This window comes from Bacillus sp. LJBV19, from assembly GCF_017797845.1.
Classification (GTDB): Bacteria; Bacillota; Bacilli; order Bacillales; family Bacillaceae; genus Bacillus; species Bacillus velezensis.
On record NZ_CP072563.1, the window covers coordinates 1,540,349 to 1,564,704 of the forward strand.

Genomic DNA, 24,356 nt, shown 5'->3' on the forward strand with positions numbered 1-24,356 from the left:
TGGGGTGTCGATTGCTTTGACTACTAAAAAAACAGCGCCTGATTTGTTATTAGTTATCATTACGTTATTGCTTTTAACAATAGGATTAATTATGGTCTACAGTGCAAGTGCGGTATGGGCGGATTATAAATTTGACGACTCGTTTTTCTTCGCGAAACGGCAGCTGCTGTTTGCGGGGATCGGCGTCATTGCCATGTTTTTCATTATGAATGTGGATTATTGGACATGGCGCACATGGTCGAAGCTGCTTCTGATTATTTGTTTTTTTCTGCTTGTGCTTGTGCTGATTCCGGGAGTCGGAATGGTGCGGAACGGTTCAAGAAGCTGGATCGGAGTGGGAGCGTTCAGCATTCAGCCTTCGGAGTTTATGAAACTCGCGATGATTGCGTTTCTGGCTAAATTTCTTTCTGAAAAACAGAAGAATATTACGTCATTCAGACGCGGATTCGTTCCCGCGCTCGGAATCGTGTTTTCTGCATTTATTATTATTATGTGCCAGCCAGACCTGGGAACGGGGACGGTAATGGTGGGCACGTGCATCGTGATGATTTTTGTTTCCGGTGCGCGAATCGCTCATTTTGCGTTCCTCGGACTCATCGGTTTAAGCGGATTTGCGGCACTAGTTCTGTCCGCTCCTTATCGGATTAAACGGATTACCTCTTACTTAAACCCGTGGGAGGATCCGCTTGGAAGCGGATTTCAGATCATTCAGTCGCTCTATGCCGTAGGTCCGGGCGGACTGTTCGGGATGGGGCTGGGCCAAAGCCGGCAAAAGTTTTTTTACCTGCCGGAGCCGCAAACCGATTTCATTTTTGCTATTTTATCTGAGGAACTCGGCTTTATCGGCGGTTCGCTCATATTGCTGCTGTTCAGTATTTTATTATGGCGGGGCGTCAGGATTGCCCTCGGCGCGCCGGATTTATACGGAAGCTTTGTCGCCATCGGTATTATTTCTATGATAGCTATTCAAGTCATGATTAATATCGGCGTTGTGACGGGGCTGATCCCGGTAACAGGAATTACGCTGCCGTTTTTAAGCTACGGAGGCTCATCACTGACGCTGATGCTCGCAGCGGTCGGCGTGCTTTTAAATGTCAGCCGGTACTCGAGGTATTGATCTGTATCTTGCCTCATCACTCATGATCTATTCGTTATCTATAAAAAAACAGACAACATCAATAACCCTGTCCTAAAAAACAGGGTTATCGCTATGTGATTAAGGGGGACATACGAATGCGTATTGCAGTAAGCGGAGGCGGAACCGGAGGACATATTTATCCGGCCCTGGCCTTTATTAAAGAAGTTCAGCGCCGGCATCCGGATGTGGAATTTTTGTATATCGGAACAGAGAACGGTCTGGAGAAAAAAATTGTTGAACGGGAAAATATCCCGTTCCGCGCCATTGAAATTACAGGTTTCAAACGAAAACTTTCTTTTGAAAATGTAAAAACCGTCATGCGTTTCTTAAAAGGCGTGACGAAAAGCAAATCATATTTAAAAGAGTTTAAACCGGATGCCGTTATCGGTACAGGCGGCTATGTATGCGGTCCGGTTGTATACGCGGCGGCAAAAATGGGGATTCCAACGATCATTCATGAGCAAAACAGCCTGCCCGGCATCACAAATAAGTTTCTCTCGAAATATGTTAATAAGGTGGCAATTTGCTTTGAAGAGGCAAAATCGCATTTTCCTGCTGAAAAAGTTGTGTTTACGGGAAACCCGAGAGCCTCTGAAGTCGTCTCAATTAAGACAGGCCGTTCATTAACTGAGTTCGGGCTGAAAGACAATCAAAAAACGGTGCTCATTTTCGGCGGAAGCAGAGGCGCGGCTCCCATTAACCGTGCCGTTATAGATATGCAGGAAGAATTGAAAACGAGACCTTACCAAGTCCTTTATATTACCGGGGAAGTGCATTACGAGAAGGTAACGGCTGAGCTGAAAGGCGGAAAAGCCGCTGATAATATGGTGACAAAACCGTTTTTGCACCAAATGCCGGAGTACTTACAATCAATTGATGTCATTGTGGCAAGAGCCGGAGCGACGACGATTGCGGAGATCACCGCTCTCGGCATTCCGAGCGTGCTTATTCCGAGCCCGTATGTGACAGCCAATCACCAGGAAGTCAATGCGAAGGCGCTCAGCCAGCATGACGCTGCAATCGTACTGAAGGAAACCGAGCTCAGCGGAGAAAAACTGATCGCTGCGCTGGACAAAATCGTCATGAATGAAGAAACCTTAAAAGACATGAGTGAGCGGACAAAATCACTCGGTGTTCCGGATGCGGCAGCCAGACTGTACAGTATCATGGAAGACATAAAAAAATAGAGCAAATGGAATGCGGAGGTTTATGATGGAGAACGTAATTCAGGAATTAAGAGACCGCGAAGTCGGCAAAGTGCTGGAACAAGAACCGCTCGCGAACCATACAACGATGAAAATCGGCGGTCCGGCGGACATTTTGATCATCCCCAACCGTGTGGAAGCGGTCAAAGATATTATGGATATTGTGAAGAAACATGATCTGCCATGGACGGTTATCGGCCGCGGTTCAAATCTGCTCGTGCTTGATGAAGGCATAAGAGGAGTTGTCATCAAACTGGGCGCGGGTCTGGATCATTTGGAGATTGACGGTGATCAAGTGACGGTCGGAGGCGGCTATTCGGTCGTCCGGCTTGCGACTTCCATGAGTAAAAAAGGAATGTCCGGTCTCGAATTTGCAGCGGGCATTCCCGGATCAATCGGCGGAGCCGTCTATATGAATGCCGGGGCGCACGGATCTGATATGAGTGAGATTCTTGTGAAAGCCCGTATCTTATTTGAAGACGGCACAATCGAATGGCTGACAAACGAAGAGATGGATTTCAGCTACAGAACGTCTGTTTTGCAGAAAAAACGCCCCGGCGTCTGTCTCGAGGCAGTTCTTCAGCTTGAGCAGAAGGAACGGGAAGCCATTACGGCGCAAATGCAGCAGAACAAAGATTACAGAAAAAATACTCAGCCGTATTCAAGCCCATGCGCCGGAAGCATATTCAGAAATCCGCTGCCGAATCATGCCGGAAACCTCGTTGAAAAAGCGGGATTAAAAGGACATCAGATCGGCGGAGCGAAAGTATCCGAAATGCACGGGAATTTTATCGTCAATGCCGGCGGAGCGACTGCCAAGGACGTTCTCGACCTGATTGAGTATGTGAAAAAGACAATCCGTGAGCAGTATGATGTTGACATGCATACAGAAGTTGAAATCATCGGAGGGAATCGTTAAAAGGTTCTCTGATTTACATGAGCTCATGTGATATACTTTTAACAAATGTCAAACGGCATCACAGCATGCCGTTTGTTTTTCAATCAGACGAATGTCAAGCTGTTTCATTCTTAGTGAGGTGGACAGGCAGTGAACCCAAATCATGAAAGAGAAAAAATTGTAAATATTGAAGAGCGGATTCCGAAAATCAAAGAGCAGCGGAAACAAAAAGCAAACCGCCGGCTGATTTCATTCATTGTGCTCTTTTTTATGATGGTGCTGATCATCGTGTACTTGCAGATGCCGATCAGCAAAGTGTCTTCTGTCACCGTTTCCGGAAACGAAAACGTGTCTGTAAAAGAGATCAACGCGCTTTCTGATATACATAACGGACAAACCGAGTTCTGGAGTCTGAACAAGAAACAAACAGAAGAAAAGATTGAGCAGAATAAGCTGGTGAAAAAGGCGGAACTTTCAAAAGTATTTCCTAACAAAGTCAGCATTCACATTGAAGAATACAAGACGATCGCGTATCTGCAGCGACATGATGTGTATTATGAAGTGCTCGAAAACGGCACTGTGCTGCCGAACGAAGTCACACCGGATGACGCGGGCCCGATTTTGGTTGACTGGACAAACGCGAAAAAGCGGGTCAAAATGGCGGAGCAGCTTGATAAGCTTTCCGGTTCGCTTAAGCAGTCGATTTCTGAAATCTATTATACACCGGTAAAAATGGATCAGGACCGGATCAAGCTGTATATGAACGACGGGTATGTAGTTACCGCTTCTATTAAAACGTTTGCCGGCCGGATGAAGACCTATCCTTCTATCGTTTCCCAGCTGGACGGCGGGAAAAAGGGGATTATCCACTTAGAAGTCGCTACGTATTTTGAAGAATTTAACAAAGGTAAATCCGCCAAGAAAAAAGAAAATGATTAATAGTTCTAAAGAACTAATTTAAAGGTGATTCAAAAGAATCTATTACAATCAGCGGGGCAGCCGATATAACCGATAGCGGAATCATTATGACTATGTTTGTTTTTGCCCGGGATATGGCTGCCGGACAAGCGGAAAATTCTCAATGCAATGGGCGTGTCTTCTGCAATGAGCATTGCATTTGGAATTTTCCTCCTGTTTCTTCTTTTTTCGGATGTTTCTGGCAATATCTATAGCTTTTCTGGAGGTTCATCTTAGTGTAGACTAATGGAAAGCGGGTATATTTGCATCTGGTTTGCACATTATGGCACCGTGACAGGAAATCTTACGGTAAGGTGGGCCGTCTCTAAAAAAAATAAAAAAAATGCGATATAAAAGAGGATATACATAGAATATAACGAATAGTTTCATTAAACATAAATTGTGAGAAATCAGATAAGAATTTGTTGATGCTGTTGTTTTTGTTACACACTTGTAAAGCCACATTCATTGTATTGTTGTTCCGCAAATAATAGAATAGAATTTGATCGAAATGTGAGGAGGTGCCATAGAATGAACAACAATGAACTTTACGTCAGTCTTGACATCGGTACGTCCAATACAAAAGTGATCGTCGGAGAAATGACAGATGATTCCCTTAACATTATCGGAGTGGGAAATGTACCGTCTGAAGGGTTGAAAAAAGGCTCAATCGTTGATATAGATGAAACCGTTCATTCTATAAGAAAAGCGTTTGACCAAGCTGAAAGAATGGTAGGTTTTCCGCTGAAAAAAGCCATTGTCGGCGTTAATGGAAATTATATTCATATTCAAGATACGAACGGCGTTGTCGCTGTTTCCAGTGAAAACAAAGAAATTCACGTTGAAGACGTCCGCAGGGTAATGGAAGCGGCACAGGTCGTGTCAGTTCCGCATGAGCAGCTGATCGTAGACGTCGTTCCTAAACAGTTTATCGTTGACGGAAGAGACGAAATTACCGATCCGAAAAAAATGCTCGGAGTGCGCCTGGAAGTAGAAGGCACGCTGATTACCGGCTCCAAAACGATCTTACATAATTTACTTCGCTGTGTGGAGAGAGCGGGCGTTGAAATTACTGATATCTGCCTGCAGCCGCTTGCGGCCGGTTCGGCGGCTTTGTCAAAAGACGAAAAAAACCTCGGAGTCGCCATGATTGATATCGGCGGCGGCTCGACGACGGTGGCGGTATTTGAACAGGGGCACCTGAAGGAGACAGCCGTCATTCCGCTCGGAGGCGAAAACATCACGAAAGATGTATCGATCGGATTGCGCACTTCCACCGAAGAGGCTGAAAGAGTAAAAAAACAATTCGGACATGCATTCTATGATGAGGCTTCAGAAGATGAAGTATTTGAAGTCACCGTCATAGGAACGAATCAAAAGCAATCTTTTACACAGCAGGAAATTGCCAATATTATTGAAGCAAGAGTGGAAGAGATTCTTGAGATTGCCGCAGCCGAAATTGAGCATATGGGAATTACAGATCTGCCCGGCGGCTTTGTGCTGACCGGCGGACAGGCCGCAATGCCCGGAGTGCTTTCATTGGCACAGGAAGTGCTGAGGCACAATGTAAGGGTCGCAAGCCCGAATTATATCGGTGTAAGAGACCCTCAGTATATGACGGGTGTCGGCTTGATACAATTTGCCTGCCGAAATGCCAGAATTCAGGGAAGAAAAATAGGCTTTCATATGCCGGAAGAAGCCGTGCAGGAAATCGCGGTCTCTCACGAAGAAGAACATCATCAGCGGCCAGAGGCGCAGCAGCGTCCAAAAGCAAAACAAAAAACACAAGCCGAACACAACAAACCGAGCAAAATGAAAAAACTATTAAGCATGTTTTGGGAATAGATTGATAGTCATTCGGCAGATTAGGAGGATTTAGCATGTTGGATTTCGAAACAAACATAGACGGCTTAGCATCAATTAAAGTAATCGGAGTAGGAGGCGGCGGTAATAACGCGGTCAACCGAATGATTGAAAATGAAGTACAGGGTGTAGAGTACATTGCGGTAAACACGGACGCGCAAGCTCTTAACCTGTCAAAAGCGGAAGTGAAAATGCAGATCGGGGAAAAGCTGACCCGCGGTCTCGGAGCGGGTGCGAATCCGGAAGTCGGCAAAAAAGCCGCTGAAGAAAGTAAGGAACAAATCGAAGAAGCGCTAAAAGGCGCTGACATGGTGTTCGTTACAGCCGGAATGGGAGGCGGTACCGGAACGGGAGCCGCACCGGTTATCGCGCAAATCGCAAAGGACTTAGGCGCTTTGACTGTCGGTGTCGTAACAAGACCGTTTACATTTGAAGGAAGAAAACGCCAGCTGCAGGCTGCAGGCGGTATCACGGCAATGAAAGAAGCCGTTGACACACTGATCGTTATTCCGAATGACCGCATTCTTGAAATTGTCGATAAAAACACACCGATGCTTGAAGCATTCCGTGAAGCTGATAACGTGCTTCGCCAAGGGGTGCAAGGTATCTCTGACCTCATCGCAACGCCTGGTTTAATCAACTTGGACTTTGCCGATGTCAAAACCATCATGTCCAACAAAGGTTCAGCATTGATGGGTATCGGGATCGCTACGGGCGAAAGCCGTGCTGCTGAAGCCGCCAAAAAGGCGATCTCCAGTCCGTTACTGGAAGCGGCAATCGACGGAGCGCAAGGTGTTTTGATGAACATTACGGGAGGTACAAACCTGAGCCTCTACGAAGTGCAGGAAGCAGCCGACATCGTCGCTTCTGCATCTGACCCTGATGTCAACATGATTTTCGGTTCAGTTATCAATGAAAATCTGAAAGATGAAATCGTCGTCACCGTTATTGCGACCGGTTTTATCGAACAGGAAAAAGATGACTCAAAACCGCAGCGCCCGACTTTAAACCAAGGATTGAAGTCTCAAAGCCAAAACGCTGCGAAACGTGAGCCGAAACGAGAAGAAACACAGCATCAAAACACGGCGAACCGCCATACATCACAGCCGGCGGATGATGCCCTCGACATTCCTACATTTTTAAGAAACCGCAACAAACGCGGCTGATGTAAAAAAGGACAAGACCACATGGTTTTGTCCTTTTTCTTTTTTGTGCCAGTCTTCCTTCCTATCCCCATGATCTATACAGTGAAAAAAGAAACTTTATACCTATGACGAATTGATTGTTTTTTAGTTTTATACGGCTTTCTACAGAATGTGACAATATCTGGATGGAAGATTGTCTACATTTAACGTACAGCATCGAAAATGACAAACGATTCCAATTATGAAGGAGGGATACACATTTTATAGGGCGTTACCAAATAAGGGGGGATACGATTGAAGAAAAAAACGAGAAACAGATGGACAGGCTCCGTTTTAAGCGCGATTGTCGTCAGTTCACTGTTGTTTCCGGGTGCAGCCGGAGCGAACAGCACACCGGGGGCAGTTTCTTTCACCAAAGATCTTTCTTCCTCTAAGAGCATTCAGCATAAGATTTCCGATTCAGTCAAGAAGCGTTTTGAAAAAAATGATAAAGTCACGTTTCTTATCAAATTTAAAGAGAAAGCCAATACGAAAAAAGCGGTCAAAGAAGCAGAAAAAAACGCCAAGTCCCAATCGCTTTCCGCAGCAAAAACCGAATATCAAAAGCGGTCAGCCGTCGTTTCTTCTTTAAAACTGGCGGCTCATGATGCGCAGCAGAATCTGAAAACATATTTGGAAAAACAAAAAAAGAAAGGCAAGGCTGATCACATCCATTCCTATTATATTGTTAACGGAATGGCAGTCACTGCTTCGAAAGAGGTAATGGAAAAAGCCGCCTCATTTCCTGAAGTAGAAAAAGTTCTTCCGAATGAAAAACGTCAGCTTACTCAACGACAATCAAAAGCTCCTTTTCAAATGAAGAAAAAACAAAAAGAGATCAAAGCAAAGGAAGGCATCGAATGGAATATCAGCCAAATTGATGCGCCGCAGGCCTGGGCCTCAGGATACGACGGAACCGGCACGGTTGTCGCCTCCATTGATACGGGAGTTCAGTGGGATCATCCGGCGCTTAAGGAAAAATACCGGGGTTACGATCCTGCAAATCCCGCAGCGCCGAATCATGAAATGAACTGGTATGATGCCGTGTCCCATAAAGACGCTCCCTACGATGATCTTGAACACGGCACTCATGTAACAGGGACCATGACGGGTTCAGAACCTGACGGCTCAAATCAAATCGGTGTGGCTCCGGGGGCGAAATGGATCGCAGTAAAAGCATTTTCAGATGACGGAGGAACCGATGCCGATATTTTGGATGCCGGTGAATGGGTGCTCGCGCCTAAAGATAAAAACGGCACGCCGCATCCCGAGATGGCGCCGGATGTTGTTAATAATTCCTGGGCAGGCGGTTCGGGAATGGACGAGTGGTACCGCGATATGGTGAATGCGTGGAGAGCGGCAGGGATTTTTCCGGAATTCTCTGCGGGAAATGAAGACTTATTTACACCGGGAGGACCGGGTTCAATCGCAAATCCGGCCAATTATCCTGAAGCATTTGCGACAGGTGCGACTGACATCGACAAGAAACTCGCTGATTTCTCACTTCAAGGCCCCTCACCGTATCATGAAACAAAACCGGACATTTCGGCTCCGGGAGTGAATATCCGTTCTTCGATTCCTGGAGGAACATACGAAGGCGGCTGGGACGGAACTTCAATGGCCGGGCCCCATGTGGCGGCGACGGCGGCTTTGTTAAGGCAGGCGAACGCCTCTATTACGGTCGATGAAATGGAAGACGTTTTGACGCGCACCGCGGAAAAGCTGACAGATTCCGTTTTTCCGGAATCACCGAATAACGGTTACGGCCACGGTCTCGTTAACGCTTTTGATGCCGTTTCTGCCGTAACGGACGGAATCGGAAGCGTAGAAGGCAAGGTCTCTTCTGCGGGCGAAGACCACAATCCGCCCAGCTTTCATCATGAACCGGTCTCAGTGGCTTACAAAGGGGCAAACCTTCCGTTAACGGTTACAGCAGAAGACGATGTAAGCGTAACTGAAGTCATCCTTTCCTATCAGTTTGATGAAGGAGAGTGGAAAACGACAGCCGCCGTTCAAAAAAGCGGTGATGAAAAAAAGGGAACATACCAGGCGGAAATTCCGGATGTAACGGGAAGCAAGATAAGTTATAAATGGACCATAAAAGATTTCGGAGGTCATTCTGTAGAATCTGATACGTACCGGGCTGACGTGAAACCGAGCATTACGGCGGGATACAAAGAGGATTTTGAATCACAGCCGGCGGGCTGGTCCAGTTACGGGACACATGACCAATGGGAATGGGGTACCCCGGGTTCAGGGCCCGGCACCGCATTTTCCGGAGATAAAGTGTATGCGACGAATCTGTCCGGCCCTTATGCCGATTCAGCCAACATGAATTTGGTGATGCCTCCGATTCAAGTTCCGGAAACAGGACGGCTGTTTTTGCAATTTAAAAGCTGGCACAAGCTCGAAGAATTTTTTGATTACGGGTATGTGTTCGTTCTGCCGGAAGGAAAATCAAATTGGGAGCAGGCGGCCGTTTACAATGGTGACTCCGCAGGATGGAACGATGAAGAGGCTGATTTATCTGCGTATAAAGGCCAAAACATAAAGCTCATGTTTAATATGCAGTCAGACGAAGTACTGAATGAAGACGGATGGTATATCGATGATGTCCGGCTTTCAAGCAGCCCTCTCGGCAAGGCGGCCAAAAAAAATAAACACAAAAGACAAACACCTCCCGGCCACCTGAAGAAAAAAGCCGTCAGTCCGAAACAGGCCAAACCGGCAGTGAAATCACCCGGAAAAAGAGTGAAACGTGAAACAAACCTCCTGCCGCTCAGAGCGCAAATCAGTGTCTCCGAGACGGGGAAATCCGTATATTCCGACCCTGCAAGCGGAAGCTACAGCCTGTCACATAAGGCGGGAAGCTATACGCTGAAAGCCGAGGCTTACGGATTTAAGTCCGCTTCGAAACAAGTTTCTATTCAATCAGACAAAACCGCACAGGCGGACTTTACACTGGAGCAAATGCCGTCCGGCACGCTAAAAGGAACCATCACCAATCAGTCAACAGGTAAACCGGTAAAAGGGGCTGCGCTTTATGTGGCTGAGGATGCCGCAATTGAACCGGCGGTGACAAACGATAAAGGGGAATATTCGCTTAAGGCGTACGAAGGCTCCTACACAATCAAAGTAGCGGCAAAAGGCTTTTACAATAGCGAATTTTCTGTTGACATCAAAGGGGATGCTGAAAAAAACGTCAAGCTTAAGCCGTATATCGGTTATGAAGGGGAAATTGCCTATGATAACGGGACAGAAGAAGCCGCGCTGTCATATTTTAAAGCCGGCAGCAAATCTGCCGTTAAGATGACGCTTAAAGACGGAAAAGAACACGGTATGCTGACGGGAGGCCTTTTTAAATTTTGGGGCGCAGACTGGCCTGATCCGGGAGGTACCGAATTTCAAGCAGAAGTATATGATGCATCCGGCCCTGATGGAGCTCCGGGCAGCAAAATTGCCGGCCCGTTCCAAGCTGAAGCGCTTCGAAACGGAGAATGGACCAAAGTGGATCTCAGCTCAAAAGGAATCGAGGTCGGAAAGGATTTTTATCTTGTGTTCCGCCAGACGAAACCTGACCCTTATACACCTGCCCTGTCATCTGATGACGGCAGTCCGTACTCGAACAGAAACTGGCAATACCTCGACGGCCGTTGGTCTAAAACCGATAAATCAGACGGAAACTTTATGATCAGAGCTTTGGTCGACTACGAAGCTTCTGTGCCTGACATAACGTCGCCTGAAGATCGGTCATTTACAAACAAGAAGTCAATCACGGTGAAGGGAACGGCTTCACCAAAAACCGCTGTCCGTCTTACCAATAACGGTAAAACCGCCGCAGAAACGAAAGCAGATGCAGACGGCAATTTCCAGGCCGATGTCACACTCACTAAAGATGCCAATCGGCTGACGGCGGCATCTGTGACAGACAGCGGGTCAACCGATGAGTCACGCCCTGTCACGGTCATACTAGATGAGGATAAGCCGGATGTGACGATTGACAGTCCGGCAAACGGTGATAAAACAAATAAAGAAGCAGTGACTGTAAAAGGAAAAGTGCACGACGCCCATTTAAAATGGGTAAAGGTGAACGGAAAAAAAGCTGAAGTAAATAACGGTTCTTATCAAGCGAGAACCCTTCTGGAAAACGGCAGCAATGAGATCAAGGTCACGGCCTCAGATGAAGCGGGTAACAAAACAACGAAAAAGACGGTAATCGATGTCAATTACAATGCTCCCGTCATTTCCGGATTGGTTCCCGGAGCGGATAAGGAATTAAAAGCCGGAGAATCAGTGAAAATCGCTTTTTCAAGCGGAAAGAAATTAGACGCTTCCTTCGTGATCCGTCTGCCTCTGACAAACGCCCGGGCAGGGAGCCAAAACGCAACAGAGCTTCCGCTGAGAGAAATTTCTCCGGGACGATATGAGGGTTACTGGACGGCGACTTCTTCCATCAAAGCAAGCGGAGCAAAAATTGACGTTATCGCAAGAGATGACTACGGAAATGAAACGAGACAGACGGCTAAAGGAAAACTTTATATCAATGAGTAAAAACAGAGCGCTGCCAAATCACGGCAGCGCTTTTTTAGTTGAAGGGGACAATAGGAAATCAACCCTTTCGGCTCTCGACAAATAAAACGGTTATCCCTTAAAAATTGTACTTTACCCTCAACATTAATTGACAGACTTTCCCACAGAGCTTGCTTTATACTTATGAAACAAGAGAGAGAAACAGATAAGTAAGACAAAAGAGGAAAGGGGTCAGATGTGAAAATCTATCTGGATGTCATTTGGCTGTTGAACTTTTGTTTTGATTCTCTTTTGCTTTTATTGACCGCCTTTATTTTAAAACGCCAGGTGAAAAAAAGAAGAGTGGCCGCCGGCGGTTTCATCGGGTCAGCCATTGTGCTTCTGATGTTTACGCCTGTTTCTCCCTTTGTGGAGCATCCGGCGGGAAAAATGGCGTTTTCAGTAGTCATCGTGCTTACGGCTTTTGGCTTTAAACGGTTCCGATACTTTTTTCAAAATTTGTTCGCCTTTTATTTCGCGACTTTTCTCGTCGGCGGGGGAATGATCGGCGTACATTCCCTGCTGCAGACAGAATCAATTGTGCAGCAAGGCGTAATGGTCACAAGCCAGACCGGATTCGGCGACCCGATCAGCTGGATGTTTGTAGTTATCGGATTTCCGGCCATATGGTTTTTTTCGAAAAAGAGAATTGAAGACATCGAGACGAAGTCCATTCAGTACGATGAACTTGTCATGGTGCAGGCGGAATTCAGCGGACAGACAATCCGCGCGAAAGGATTGGTGGATTCCGGGAATCAGCTGTATGATCCGCTGACGAAAACGCCGGTCATGATCCTTTGCATTGACAAATTCGCTCCGATTCTCAGCGAAAAGGAAACGGACCTCATCAAATCCGCCAGTCCGCTTGAAGTGATAGAGCAGCTTGATGATTCGTTCCGCCATGCGGATAAGCTGAGGCTGATTCCGTACAGGGGCGTCGGCCAGGACAATCAATTTTTACTCTGTTTAAAGCCGGATTACGTCACGATTTTAACAAAAGACGAAATGATCGCTTGTGAAAAATGCCTGATCGGCATCAGCACGAAACCATTATCCGCGGACGGTGAATTTGACGGAATCGTTCATCCGAAGATGCTGACAGGGAAGGCTGTAAAACATGTTTCCTGACGAAAAGTCTGTTATTCATCATACTCAAAATGCATTGTATTTAGAAGGGGGAGGAAGATGAAAAAACTTAAGCTGCGTCTGACATATTTGTGGTATAAATGGCTGATGAAACTCGGACTGAAAAGCGATGAAGTATATTACATAGGAGGAAGCGAGGCGCTGCCGCCGCCTTTGTCTAAAGAAGAGGAGCAGGTGCTCTTATTAAAGCTGCCGAGCGGGGATCAGGCGGCGCGGGCCATCCTGATTGAGAGAAACTTACGTCTTGTCGTTTACATTGCCCGCAAATTCGAAAACACCGGCATCAATATCGAGGACTTAATCAGCATCGGCACCATCGGTTTGATCAAAGCGGTAAACACTTTTAATCCGGAAAAGAAAATCAAACTCGCCACCTATGCGTCGCGATGTATCGAAAACGAAATTTTAATGTACTTGCGCCGTAACAACAAAATCCGTTCAGAGGTGTCCTTTGATGAACCGCTGAATATTGATTGGGACGGAAACGAACTGCTGCTTTCGGATGTGCTCGGCACAGATGATGATATTATTACAAAAGACATTGAAGCCAATGTGGATAAAAAACTTCTGAAAAAAGCGCTTGAGCAATTAAACGAAAGAGAAAAGCAGATTATGGAACTGCGTTTCGGGCTTGTCGGAGAAGAAGAAAAAACACAAAAAGATGTAGCCGACATGATGGGGATTTCACAATCTTATATCTCCCGGCTCGAAAAGCGGATTATCAAAAGACTGAGAAAAGAGTTTAACAAAATGGTGTAAAATTTTTTCCATCTGACAGCCCTTACTGCTGCAAGGATTGCCGCAGCCGGATGTTTATTTCTGTAAAATGGCGGTGCATATTTTTCCCACCCGAGGAGATACTTAACGTTGTACAGCAGCTCCTAGTGGGAGGGAAAAACGTGTCAAGAAATAAAGTCGAAATTTGCGGGGTGGATACCTCCAAATTACCGGTGCTCAAGAATGAAGAGATGAGAAAGCTGTTTAGGCAATTACAGGATGAGGGCGATGATTCAGCGAGGGAAAAGCTTGTAAACGGCAATCTGCGCCTTGTCTTAAGCGTCATTCAGAGGTTTAACAACAGAGGAGAGTATGTTGATGACTTATTTCAGGTCGGCTGCATCGGACTAATGAAATCCATTGATAATTTTGACCTAAGCCATAATGTTAAGTTTTCAACATACGCTGTACCGATGATCATCGGAGAAATCCGCAGATATTTGCGGGATAATAATCCGATCCGCGTCTCGAGGTCGCTTCGCGATATCGCATATAAAGCGCTTCAAGTAAGAGAGCGGTTAATCAGTGAGACAAGCAGGGAGCCGACAGCAGAGGAAATCGCCAAAGTTCTTGAAGTGCCCCATGAAGAAATTGTGTTTGCCCTTGACGCCATCCAGGATCCGGTTTCACTGTTTGAGCCGATTTATAATGACGGCGGCGATCCGATTTACGTGATGGACCAGATCAGCGATGAGCGCAATAAGGATACACAATGGATTGAGGAGCTGGCTCTGAAAGAAGGCATGAGAAGACTGAACGAACGGGAAAAAATGATTTTGCGAAAGCGCTTTTTCCAAGGGAAAACCCAAATGGAAGTCGCTGAAGAAATCGGCATATCCCAAGCTCAGGTCTCAAGGCTTGAAAAGGCAGCCATTAAACAAATGAATAAGAATATCCATCAATAACGGAAAAAGCCTTTAAACCTTGTTTAAAGGCTTTTTTCATGCGATGGTTTACGTTTGCAAAAAAGTGATGTATTCTAATGTGTAAAAGTTTTTAGAAAATTTAAATAAAGTAAACGGGGGAAACTGCAATGATTTTACAGCTGGACAGTGTGTCATTAAAAAGAAACGGGAAATGGATTTTGAAAGATATTAACTGGCGCGTCGAGAAAAACGAAAATTGGGTGCTGTACGGATTAAACGGAGCCGGGAAAACGGCTTTGCTGAATATGTTATGCTCTTATTACTTCCCCACTTCAGGAGAGATGCAGGTGCTCGGCCATCAATTCGGCAAAACAGAGCTCGGTGACAGGCTCAGAAGGAAAATCGGCCTTGTTTCGGCAGGTCTTCAGCACAAATTATATGCCGCGGACTCCGCTTTTGAAATCGCCCTCAGCGGCGCGTACGCCTCAATCGGGCTGTACGAAACTCCGAGTGAGCAAGTAAGGGAAAAAGCGATCGGTCTTCTGAAGGATTTGGGCGCCATCGGTTACGCCGACAGACGGTATGAAACATTATCACAAGGGGAAAGACAAAGAGCGCTGATTGCGCGGGCGCTTATGGCTGATCCGGAACTGCTGATTTTGGACGAACCCGTGACGGGTCTTGATTTTATGGCAAGGGAGCAGCTGCTGGACACGATTACGTCGATCGCCGAAAAAGAAAATGCGCCGTCCATCCTTTATGTCACCCATCACGCTGAAGAAATTCTGCCGGTATTTGATCAGGCGCTTCTTTTAAAACAGGGCGAGGTGTTCGCCTCCGGGAAAATCAGGGACATGCTTTCTGACGAGCGGCTTACAGCGTTTTTCGATATGCCTGTCAATGTCTTATGGAACAATGGCCGCCCGTTTTTAACACGTGCAAAAGAGGCATCATCCGTAAAATAACATAAATTCACCCTGGGGGTGCTGCCATGCGGCTGAGAGAGACGTTGTCTCAACCCTTAACGGACCTGATCCGGATCATGCCGGCGGAGGGAAGCGGTGAAAAAAGCGGAGGAAGATCCGTTTTTTACCCGTTTCATTTCATGAATGAACGGGTTTTTTGATACAGCCAAAGGGGAGATTTCCAATGCATCAGATTGATATGCTGTTACACCAGGCGGAGAAACGGCGGCACGACTTCATACATATTGCTGAAAGACTGATAGCCTTTCCCACTCCGGCCCCGCCAGCAAGAAATACGGCAGAAGCCCAAAAGTGGGTGGCCGGCTTTTTAAAAGAAACGGGCTGCTCGGTCGATATGTGGGATGTGTATCCGGAAGACCCGAATGTAGTCGGTGTTTTAAAAGGGACAGATTCAAGCAGGCATCAAAGCCTGATTTTAAACGGACACATTGATGTGGCAGAAGCCGGGGGCGAAGACTGGCACTCTGATCCTTTTCAGCCGCTCGTAAAAGACGGCATGCTGATCGGAAGGGGCGCCGCTGATATGAAAGGGGGATTGGCGTGTGTTCTTTTCTCTCTGAAGCTGATCCATGATGCCGGCATTAAGCTTCCGGGCGACCTCATTGTACAGTCTGTAATCGGAGAAGAAGTCGGTGAGGCGGGGACGCTGGAATGCTGCAAACGCGGCTATCACGCGGATTTTGCGGTTGTCGCGGATACGAGCAGCCTGCATATTCAAGGGCAGGGCGGTGTCATCACCGGCTGGATAGAATTGAAAAGCAAACAAACATTTCATGACGGCATGAGGCGCAATATGATTCATGCAGGCGGAGGCACATTCGGAGCGAGCGCCATCGAAAAAATGGCGAAAATCATTGCTGCCTTGGGAGAGCTGGAGCGCCACTGGGCGGTAACGAAAAGCTATCCCGGCTTTGCGCCCGGCACCAATACGATCAACCCCGCCGTCATTGAAGGCGGAAGACACGCAGCGTTTGTCGCCGATGAATGCCGGTTATGGATCACCGTCCACTTTTATCCGAACGAAACGCACGAACAAGCAGCCGCAGAAATCGAAGACTATATTAATCGTGTCGCTGACAGTGATCTGTGGCTCAAAGAAAACAGGCCGGTGTTCAAATGGGGCGGATCTTCGATGATTGAAGACAGAGGAGAGGTGTTTCCGGCGCTGGAAATCGACCCGGACCATCCGGCAGTTTCTGTCTTGGCTGTATCACACTCAGCCGTCAAAAAACAGGAGCCCGTCATTGATGTTTCCCAAACCGTAACTGACGGAGGGTGGCTTTATCATGCCGGGATTCCGAGCGTCATATACGGTCCCGGCGATTTAAAAAACGCCCACTCCGTAAACGAGGAAGTGTCCGTTGATGAGCTTATGGACTATACGAAAATCATGCTGAGATTTATCCTCGGCTGGTGCAGCCGCAAAAAAGATTGCCCGATGTGACAAGGTTCAGCCCGGCCGTTCATATAATAGGAAAAAGAACGGGCAAAGGGCGTGATACGGATGATCAGCATATCTGAATTTCAAATAAAAGATGTGGTAAACGTGTCGAACGGAAAAAAACTCGGAAGCATCGGTGATATTGATATTAACGTGACAACGGGAAAAATTCAGGCGATTATTTTAGGCGGAAGCGGAAAAGTTCTCGGTTTTTTCGGAAAAGAAGAGGAAATGATCATTCCTTGGCGAAATATAGTTAAAATTGGGGAAGATGTCATCTTAGTGCGTGTAAATGAACCAAAGGGGGGAGCGTAATCCTCCCTTCACTTGTAAAAAGCCGGAAATCTCAATGTTTCCGGCACATTTATTTATCTCATTTTTCAATCAGCCGCTAAACGTATGCTTAAAATTGTGTTAAAATGAGTGGGAAATTACGCTTTTTTAATGTTTGTCGAAAGGTTGGATCTCCATGAATACATATCACCCGTTTAGTCTTACCACCCCCTCGGCACTCATGATAGAAGACTGGAACTGTGTGAATCAGCTTAACACAAAGGTCATCGCCGGATTCACGACGAAAAACGGCGGGGTCAGCAATCCTCCGTATGAGTCATTAAATACCGGATTGCACGTCCGGGACGAAGCTCATGATGTTGTGACAAACCGTGAAGTCATAGCGTCCTTATGCGGTACTGATCTGGATTCCTGGGTGTTCGCCGACCAGACACATGAAAACCGCGTCCGGCGCGTGACAGCCGGGGATAAAGGAAAAGGAGCGAGAGACTATTCTTCCGCATTCCGCGGGACGGACGGGCTCTACACGAAAGATGCGAATCTTTTTTTGGCCCTTTGTTTTGCGGACTGTGTGCCCTTGTATTTTTATGACCCGGTGAAATCCATTATCGGCGCTGCCCATGCCGGATGGAAGGGGACGGTCAAACAAATCGGACGCATCATGACGGAACGCTGGGTAAACGAAGAAGGCTCCCGTTTAACAGATATTCAGGCTGTCATCGGTCCGTCCATCAGCGCGGGAAGCTATACAGTCGACGACCGCGTCATCAATGAAGTGCGGGCGCTGCCTTTTACGGCTGAATCCGCCATATGCGAAACGGAAAGAGGCCAGTATCAGCTTGATTTAAAAGAGGTCAACCGTCTTCTTCTGATACATTGCGGCATTCCGGAAGAAAACATTTCAGTCAGCGGTTTATGCACTGAACGAGAGCGTGAACTATTCTTTTCACACCGCCGCGACAAAGGGAAAACGGGACGCATGATGTCCTTTATCGGAATGAAGGAGGCGTAAGATCTTGCGTGTTGCTGATCAATTACGACATATAAACGAAAGAATAAACGAAGCATGTAACAGATCGGGCCGAAGCCCCGAAGATGTTACCGTCATCGCGGTTACAAAATACGTATCAGCCGAAAGGGCTCAAGAGGCCGTTGATGCCGGTATTACAAGTCTGGGAGAAAACCGGGATGCCGAGCTTATCCATAAGCAGGAAGTCATCAAAGGCAGCCCGGAGTGGCACTTTATCGGCAGTCTTCAGTCCAGAAAGGTGAAGGCCGTCGTTGACCGTGTATCTTATATCCATTCCTTAGACAGACTGTCATTGGCAAAAGAGATTGAAAAACGGGCGCAGCATGCGGTTCGCTGTTTTGTGCAGGTGAATACTTCGCTTGAGCCGTCAAAGCACGGTTTGAAAACAGAGGAGGTCATCCCCTTTATCAGAGAGCTTTCTGAGTTTAGAAACATTTCTGTAGAGGGCCTGATGACGATGGCTCCCCTGACAGACGATACAGAAACGATCAGAGCCTGCTTCCGGCAATTGCGTGATCTGAGGGATCAGGTGCAAAAACTGAATCAGACAAACGCACCGTGCCGGGAACTGTCAATGGGCATGTCAAATGATTATGAAATCGCTGTTGAAGAGGGCGCAACTTTTATCAGAATCGGCTCTTCATTAGTCGGAAATGAACCGGGGGGTGTAAACCAATGAGCATGAAAAATAAACTGAAAAACTTTTTCTCAATGGATGAGGAGGAGTACGAGTACGAATACATTGAAACGGAGCAGGATCATCCGGAAGAGCATGAACAGCAGAAAGATAAACAGCCTGCTTACGCTCAGAAGCCGCAGGGCAAGCAGAACGTAGTAAGCTTGCAAAGTGTTCAGAAATCCTCTAAAGTGGTGTTGAGTGAACCGCGTGTATATGCGGAAGCACAGGAAATCGCCGATCATTTAAAGAACAGGCGGGCGGTTGTCGTCAATCTGCAGCGCATCCAGCATGATCAGGCGAAAAGAATCGTCGACTTTTTAAGCGGTACCGTCTACGCCATCGGCGGCGACATTCAGAGAATCGGTTCAGATATTTTTCTGTGCACGCCTGATAATGTCGACGTTTCCGGCACGATTTCGGAGCTTATAAATGAAGACGAACATCAGAGGTGGTAAAGCAGGATGATTCTTTATCAAATTTTTTCCGTTCTGAGTTATTTAATTTACATCTACTCGTTTGCCCTGATCATCTATATCTTTATGTCATGGGTGCCGAGTACGAGAGAAACGGCGGTCGGACGGTTTCTCGCAGCGATTTGCGAACCGTATTTAGAGCCGTTCAGAAGGATCATTCCGCCCATTGCCATGCTGGATATATCCCCGATTGTAGCGATTATCGTGCTTCGGTTTGCCACGACGGGACTTTGGGGCCTATACCGCATGATCGCAATGTATACTTGAATGCGACAGTTTGATACGGGCTTGGCACCAGCCAAGCCTCTTTACATAGAAAGGAAAGAACATGAGCGATATTTACCAGCACTTCAGACAAGACGAGCGGCCTTTTATTGATCAGGCGCTTGAATGGAAACAGATTGTCCTGGACCAGTATCGGATGAAGCTGACTGATTTCTTAGATCCCAGAGAACAGGTGATTGTAAAAGCCGTTATCGGCGACGCCTGCGGTCTTGCGTTTTTCGGAGGATATGACAGAGCTGAGCGCAAACGCGCGATTTTATACCCTGAATATATGGAACCTGAACAGGATGATTTTGAGCTTCGGGCTTTTGACGTTCAATACGCTGAAAAATTCGTCAGCATTGACCACCGCTCTCTTCTCGGATCATTAATGGGGATCGGCTTAAAGCGGCAGAAATACGGCGATCTGATTTTCTCAGAGGAAGCCGTGCAGCTCATCGTCTCCGGTGAAATCGCCGATTTTGTCAGCACTCAGCTGACCAAAGCGGGCAAAGCGCCGGTAAAGCTTGAGAAAATCGAGCTTTCCGCTCTTCACATTCCCGCTTCAGATGTCGAAATAAGGGATGACACGGTTTCTTCATTGCGTCTCGACGCCGTCTGCGCTTCAATGAGCAGGCAATCCCGTCAGAAAGCGCAGGCGCTTGTGAAAAACGGGCTCGTTAAGGTGAATTGGAAAGCCATTGAAGATCCGTCTTATCAGGTTGCTGAAGGGGACATGCTCTCGATTCGCGGCTTCGGACGATGCAGTTTGGCAAAAGTTGACGGAAAAACGAAAAAAGACAAATGGAAAGTTACATTTGAACGGCAAAAATGAGTCGTTTTTTCAGTTTTTTTCTCCATCTGTGCCGTATTTGTTTTATAATGTGAACTAGATAACCGTACTGAAATGTAAAAATGGAGGTGGCAATATGCCATTAACGCCGAATGATATCCATAACAAAACGTTTACAAAAGGTTTTCGCGGATATGATGAAGATGAAGTAAATGAATTTTTAATGCAGGTCAGAAAAGATTACGAAATCGCACTCCGTAAAAAAACGGAGCTTGAGGCGAAAGTGAACGAGCTGGACGAAAAAATCGGCCACTTTGCCAATATCGAAGAAACGCTGAATAAATCAATTCTCGTAGCTCAGGAAGCCGCAGAAGACGTAAAGCGCAACTCGCAGAAAGAAGCGAAGCTGATCGTCCGTGAAGCAGAAAAAAATGCTGATCGCATCATCAATGAGTCGCTTTCCAAATCAAGAAAAATCGCAATGGAAATTGAAGAGCTGAAAAAACAGTCTAAAGTCTTCAGAACGCGTTTCCAAATGCTGATTGAGGCGCAGCTCGACCTGCTGAAGAACGATGATTGGGATCATCTGCTGGAATACGAAGTCGACGCGGTTTTTGAGGAAAAAGAATAATTTTCTGATTTTCTTGACATTCTCCGGCCCGTTCGAATATAATACGTTCATAAATTCAGATGAAAAGACGATTGAAAGGGACCGGCATGACTCAAAACAGGCTATAAAGCGACCCGGGGAAGGTGAAAGCCCGGGATGGCCGGAATCATGCAGATCAGCCCTTTAGTTTCCTTTCTGAACCGAGAGTAGGAAAGGACGTTCCATCACGTTACGATGTTCGAGAGGAAAAGACGGATGATCCGTTTTTTCTAAAAGGGTGGTACCGCGAGATAAGCTTTCTCGTCCCTTATGGGATGAGAGGGCTTTTTTTATTTTCTGATAAATGTTGTGGAGGAATGAAAATGGATTACAAAGATACGCTGTTAATGCCGAAAACAGATTTTCCGATGCGCGGAAATCTGCCGAATCGTGAGCCGGACATGCAAAAAGACTGGGAGGAGCAGGACATTTACCGTCTTGTTCAAGAACGGACGAAAGACCGCCCGAAATTCGTGCTGCATGACGGACCTCCTTATGCAAACGGAGACATCCACATGGGCCATGCCCTGAACAAAATCCTGAAAGACTTCATCGTCCGCTATAAATCAATGAGCGGCTACAACGCACCGTACGTGCCGGGCTGGGATACGCACGGACTGCCGATTGAAACAGCTCTGACGAAAAACAAAAAAGTAAACCGGAAAGAAATGTCAGTAGCGGAATTCCGCAAACTATGCGAAGAGTACGCTTGGAAGCAAATCGAGGGACAGCGTGAGCAATTCAAACGTCTTGGTGTCCGCGGTGACTGGGAAAACCCATACGTGACATTAAAACCGGAATACGAAGCGCAGCAAATCCGCGTATTTGGTGAAATGGCAAAACGAGGCTACATTTACAAAGGCCTTAAACCGGTTAACTGGTCACCTTCAAGTGAGTCTGCTCTGGCTGAAGCCGAGATCGAATATCAAGACAAACGTTCAGCATCTATTTACGTCGCTTTTGGTGTAAAAGACGGAAAAGGCGTTCTTGAAAACGGCGAGCGCATCATCATTTGGACAACAACGCCTTGGACAATTCCGGCGAACCTCGGAATCTCAGTGCACCCTGATCTTGAGTACAGCGTGATTGCAGTAGGTGAAGACCGCTTTGTCGTAGCAAGTGCCTTAGTCGAAAGTGTTGCCTCAGCATGCGGATTTGATCAGTATGAAGTGACAAGAACGGTCAAAGGAAAAGACCTTGAGAACATTATCGCTGAACACCCGCTATATGGCAGAGACTCTCTCGTTATGCTTGGTGAACACGTAACAACTGATGCCGGAACAGGCTGTGTTCATACAGCGCCAGGACATGGGGAAGATGACTTTATCATTGGCCAAAAATACGGTTTAGATGTGCTTTGCCCGGTCGATGAAAAAGGTGTAATGACTAGCGAAGCTCCTGGGTTTGAAGGCATGTTCTATGATGATGCAAACAAAGCGATCACACAGCAGCTCGATGAAAAAGGCGCACTTGTGAAGCTTGAATTCATTACTCACTCTTATCCGCATGATTGGAGAACAAAAAAACCAACCATTTTCAGAGCGACAGCGCAATGGTTTGCGTCTATTAAAGATTTCAGATCAGACCTGCTGGATGCCATTAAAGAAACCAAATGGGTTCCTGAATGGGGCGAGCAGCGTTTGCACAACATGGTTCGGGACCGCGGAGACTGGTGTATTTCCAGACAGCGTGCGTGGGGTGTGCCGATTCCGGTATTTTACGCTGAAAACGGAGAACCGATTATTACAGATGAAACCATTGAACATGTTTCTGAATTGTTCAGACAGCACGGATCAAACATTTGGTTTGAAAAAGAAGCAAAGGATCTTCTTCCGGAAGGCTTTACGCATCCTGGCAGCCCGAACGGCACATTTACAAAAGAACAGGATATCATGGATGTTTGGTTTGATTCAGGCTCTTCACATCAAGCAGTGCTTGAAGAACGTGATGACCTCGTTCGCCCGGCTGATTTATACCTAGAGGGATCTGACCAATATCGCGGCTGGTTTAACTCTTCTCTTTCTACAGCAGTAGCCGTAACAGGAAAAGCGCCGTATAAAGGTGTGCTCAGCCATGGGTTCGCACTGGATGGAGAAGGACGCAAGATGAGTAAATCAATCGGTAACGTTGTTGTTCCGGCTAAAGTCATGAAACAGCTTGGTGCCGACATCTTAAGATTATGGGTATCGTCAGTGGATTATCAGGCGGACGTTCGCGTGTCTGACGCCATTCTGAAGCAGGTCGCGGAAGTATACCGGAAAGTCCGCAACACGTTCCGCTTCCTTCACGGCAACCTGTTCGATTTCAATCCAAGTGTCAATGCCGTTGATGTAAAAGATCTCCGCGAAGTGGATCAATATATGCTGATCAAGCTGAATAAGCTGATTGATAAGGTGAAAAAAGCGTACGATGAATATGAATTTGCGGTGGTTTATCACAGCATTCACAATTTCTGTACGATCGAGCTCAGCTCCTTCTATCTTGATTTTGCAAAAGATGTTGTGTACATCGAGCATGCGGATCATCCGGACCGCCGCAGCATGCAGACCGTCTTTTATGAAACGCTGCTGGCGTTAGTGAAGCTGACGGCGCCGATTCTCCCGCATACGGCGGATGAAATGTGGTCTCACTTATCATTTGTTGAAGAAGCAAGCGTGCAGCTGACAGATATGCCGGAAACCATTGCAGTTCCGGACAGTCAAGCGACAGAAGAAAAATTCGACCGCTTCATGGAGCTTCGAAACGACGTGCTGAAAGCTTTGGAAACAGCCCGTAACGAAAAAATTATCGGAAGATCATTGGAAGCGAGCCTGACTTTGTATCCGAACAAAGAAAACCGCGACCTCTTGTCATCCATTAAAGAAAATATCGCGCAGCTGTTTATCGTCTCAGAACTGACAGTAAAAGACGAAAGTGAAGCGCCTGAAAACGCGCAAAGTTTCACAACAGGAAAAATGACCGTAGAAAAAGCGGAAGGCCAGATGTGTGAACGTTCTCGCGTCATTTCTAAAGATGTCGGAGCCAATCCGAAATATCCGACATTATCACTGCGCAATGCGGAAATCGTTGAAAAATATTATCAAAAATAATAAATGAGAAGCGCCCGGTGTCAGCCGGGCGCTTTTTTACATGCCAGCAATGTCA

Annotated in this window: 20 protein-coding genes, 1 riboswitch and 1 other annotated feature; all 20 genes read left to right on the plus strand. The window is 46.7% G+C overall.

Translation table 11 applies throughout. The features are described 5' to 3' along the window. The first annotated feature begins 16 nt into the window (after window positions 1-16). The gene (spoVE, locus tag J6600_RS07715) at window positions 17-1,117 is read left to right on the plus strand and encodes a stage V sporulation protein E (RefSeq protein ID WP_003154430.1); all 1,101 of its coding nucleotides are present in this window, start codon (window positions 17-19) and stop codon (window positions 1,115-1,117) included. A gap of 116 nt (window positions 1,118-1,233) precedes the next feature. Beyond that, a complete protein-coding gene (murG, locus tag J6600_RS07720; protein ID WP_014417719.1) occupies window positions 1,234-2,325 on the plus strand; it encodes an undecaprenyldiphospho-muramoylpentapeptide beta-N-acetylglucosaminyltransferase in 1,092 nt (363 codons plus the stop codon). Window positions 2,326-2,350: 25 nt separating this feature from the next. After that, window positions 2,351-3,262, plus strand: a complete 912-nt coding sequence (murB, locus tag J6600_RS07725) for a UDP-N-acetylmuramate dehydrogenase (RefSeq protein WP_015388267.1) — start codon at window positions 2,351-2,353, stop codon at window positions 3,260-3,262. A gap of 129 nt (window positions 3,263-3,391) precedes the next feature. Beyond that, on the plus strand, window positions 3,392-4,180 hold the full coding sequence (locus J6600_RS07730) for a cell division protein FtsQ/DivIB (protein WP_021493717.1): 789 nt from the start codon (window positions 3,392-3,394) through the stop codon (window positions 4,178-4,180). 549 nt (window positions 4,181-4,729) lie between these two features. Then, complete coding sequence (ftsA, locus tag J6600_RS07735; protein ID WP_003154425.1) at window positions 4,730-6,043, plus strand: cell division protein FtsA; 1,314 nt, start codon at window positions 4,730-4,732, stop codon at window positions 6,041-6,043. A 35-nt stretch (window positions 6,044-6,078) separates the two neighbouring features. Continuing rightward, window positions 6,079-7,227 carry a cell division protein FtsZ gene (ftsZ, locus tag J6600_RS07740; protein WP_014417721.1) on the plus strand — a complete coding sequence of 383 codons (1,149 nt, stop codon included), beginning with the start codon at window positions 6,079-6,081 and terminating at the stop codon, window positions 7,225-7,227. A gap of 273 nt (window positions 7,228-7,500) precedes the next feature. After that, the gene (locus J6600_RS07745) at window positions 7,501-11,796 is read left to right on the plus strand and encodes a S8 family peptidase (protein ID WP_209388209.1); all 4,296 of its coding nucleotides are present in this window, start codon (window positions 7,501-7,503) and stop codon (window positions 11,794-11,796) included. A 216-nt stretch (window positions 11,797-12,012) separates the two neighbouring features. Then, window positions 12,013-12,942 (plus strand): sigma-E processing peptidase SpoIIGA, encoded by a 930-nt coding sequence (gene spoIIGA / locus J6600_RS07750; RefSeq protein WP_014417723.1) that lies wholly within the window; start codon window positions 12,013-12,015, stop codon window positions 12,940-12,942. A 57-nt stretch (window positions 12,943-12,999) separates the two neighbouring features. Beyond that, the gene (sigE, locus tag J6600_RS07755; RefSeq protein WP_007409714.1) at window positions 13,000-13,719 is read left to right on the plus strand and encodes an RNA polymerase sporulation sigma factor SigE; all 720 of its coding nucleotides are present in this window, start codon (window positions 13,000-13,002) and stop codon (window positions 13,717-13,719) included. Window positions 13,720-13,859: 140 nt separating this feature from the next. Then, window positions 13,860-14,642: an RNA polymerase sporulation sigma factor SigG gene (gene sigG, locus J6600_RS07760; RefSeq protein WP_003154420.1), complete on the plus strand. Its 783-nt coding sequence runs from the start codon at window positions 13,860-13,862 to the stop codon at window positions 14,640-14,642. A gap of 128 nt (window positions 14,643-14,770) precedes the next feature. Further along, on the plus strand, window positions 14,771-15,568 hold the full coding sequence (locus J6600_RS07765) for an ABC transporter ATP-binding protein (RefSeq protein WP_007611292.1): 798 nt from the start codon (window positions 14,771-14,773) through the stop codon (window positions 15,566-15,568). A 4-nt stretch (window positions 15,569-15,572) separates the two neighbouring features. Continuing rightward, a riboswitch (TPP riboswitch) is annotated at window positions 15,573-15,677 on the plus strand. 75 nt (window positions 15,678-15,752) lie between these two features. Then, the gene (locus J6600_RS07770) at window positions 15,753-17,033 is read left to right on the plus strand and encodes an acetylornithine deacetylase (protein WP_209388210.1); all 1,281 of its coding nucleotides are present in this window, start codon (window positions 15,753-15,755) and stop codon (window positions 17,031-17,033) included. 60 nt (window positions 17,034-17,093) lie between these two features. Beyond that, entirely contained in the window at window positions 17,094-17,345 is a 252-nt protein-coding gene (locus J6600_RS07775) for a YlmC/YmxH family sporulation protein (protein ID WP_003154415.1), read from the plus strand. A gap of 154 nt (window positions 17,346-17,499) precedes the next feature. Beyond that, on the plus strand, window positions 17,500-18,336 hold the full coding sequence (gene pgeF / locus J6600_RS07780; RefSeq protein ID WP_245207609.1) for a peptidoglycan editing factor PgeF: 837 nt from the start codon (window positions 17,500-17,502) through the stop codon (window positions 18,334-18,336). Between the two features lie 4 nt (window positions 18,337-18,340). Further along, complete coding sequence (locus J6600_RS07785; protein ID WP_209388211.1) at window positions 18,341-19,033, plus strand: YggS family pyridoxal phosphate-dependent enzyme; 693 nt, start codon at window positions 18,341-18,343, stop codon at window positions 19,031-19,033. Further along, the gene (gene sepF, locus J6600_RS07790; RefSeq protein ID WP_007409719.1) at window positions 19,030-19,488 is read left to right on the plus strand and encodes a cell division protein SepF; all 459 of its coding nucleotides are present in this window, start codon (window positions 19,030-19,032) and stop codon (window positions 19,486-19,488) included. The genes J6600_RS07785 and sepF overlap by 4 nt, the downstream gene beginning before the upstream one ends. A gap of 6 nt (window positions 19,489-19,494) precedes the next feature. After that, window positions 19,495-19,773 carry a YggT family protein gene (locus tag J6600_RS07795; RefSeq protein ID WP_003154408.1) on the plus strand — a complete coding sequence of 93 codons (279 nt, stop codon included), beginning with the start codon at window positions 19,495-19,497 and terminating at the stop codon, window positions 19,771-19,773. A gap of 61 nt (window positions 19,774-19,834) precedes the next feature. Beyond that, window positions 19,835-20,605 carry a YlmH family RNA-binding protein gene (locus tag J6600_RS07800; RefSeq protein WP_007409722.1) on the plus strand — a complete coding sequence of 257 codons (771 nt, stop codon included), beginning with the start codon at window positions 19,835-19,837 and terminating at the stop codon, window positions 20,603-20,605. 94 nt (window positions 20,606-20,699) lie between these two features. Next, window positions 20,700-21,194: a septum site-determining protein DivIVA gene (gene divIVA / locus J6600_RS07805; protein WP_003154406.1), complete on the plus strand. Its 495-nt coding sequence runs from the start codon at window positions 20,700-20,702 to the stop codon at window positions 21,192-21,194. Window positions 21,195-21,255: 61 nt separating this feature from the next. Then, window positions 21,256-21,484: a binding site (T-box leader), on the plus strand. A 51-nt stretch (window positions 21,485-21,535) separates the two neighbouring features. Further along, window positions 21,536-24,301 carry an isoleucine--tRNA ligase gene (ileS, locus tag J6600_RS07810; protein ID WP_012117512.1) on the plus strand — a complete coding sequence of 922 codons (2,766 nt, stop codon included), beginning with the start codon at window positions 21,536-21,538 and terminating at the stop codon, window positions 24,299-24,301. Window positions 24,302-24,356 lie beyond the last annotated feature (55 nt).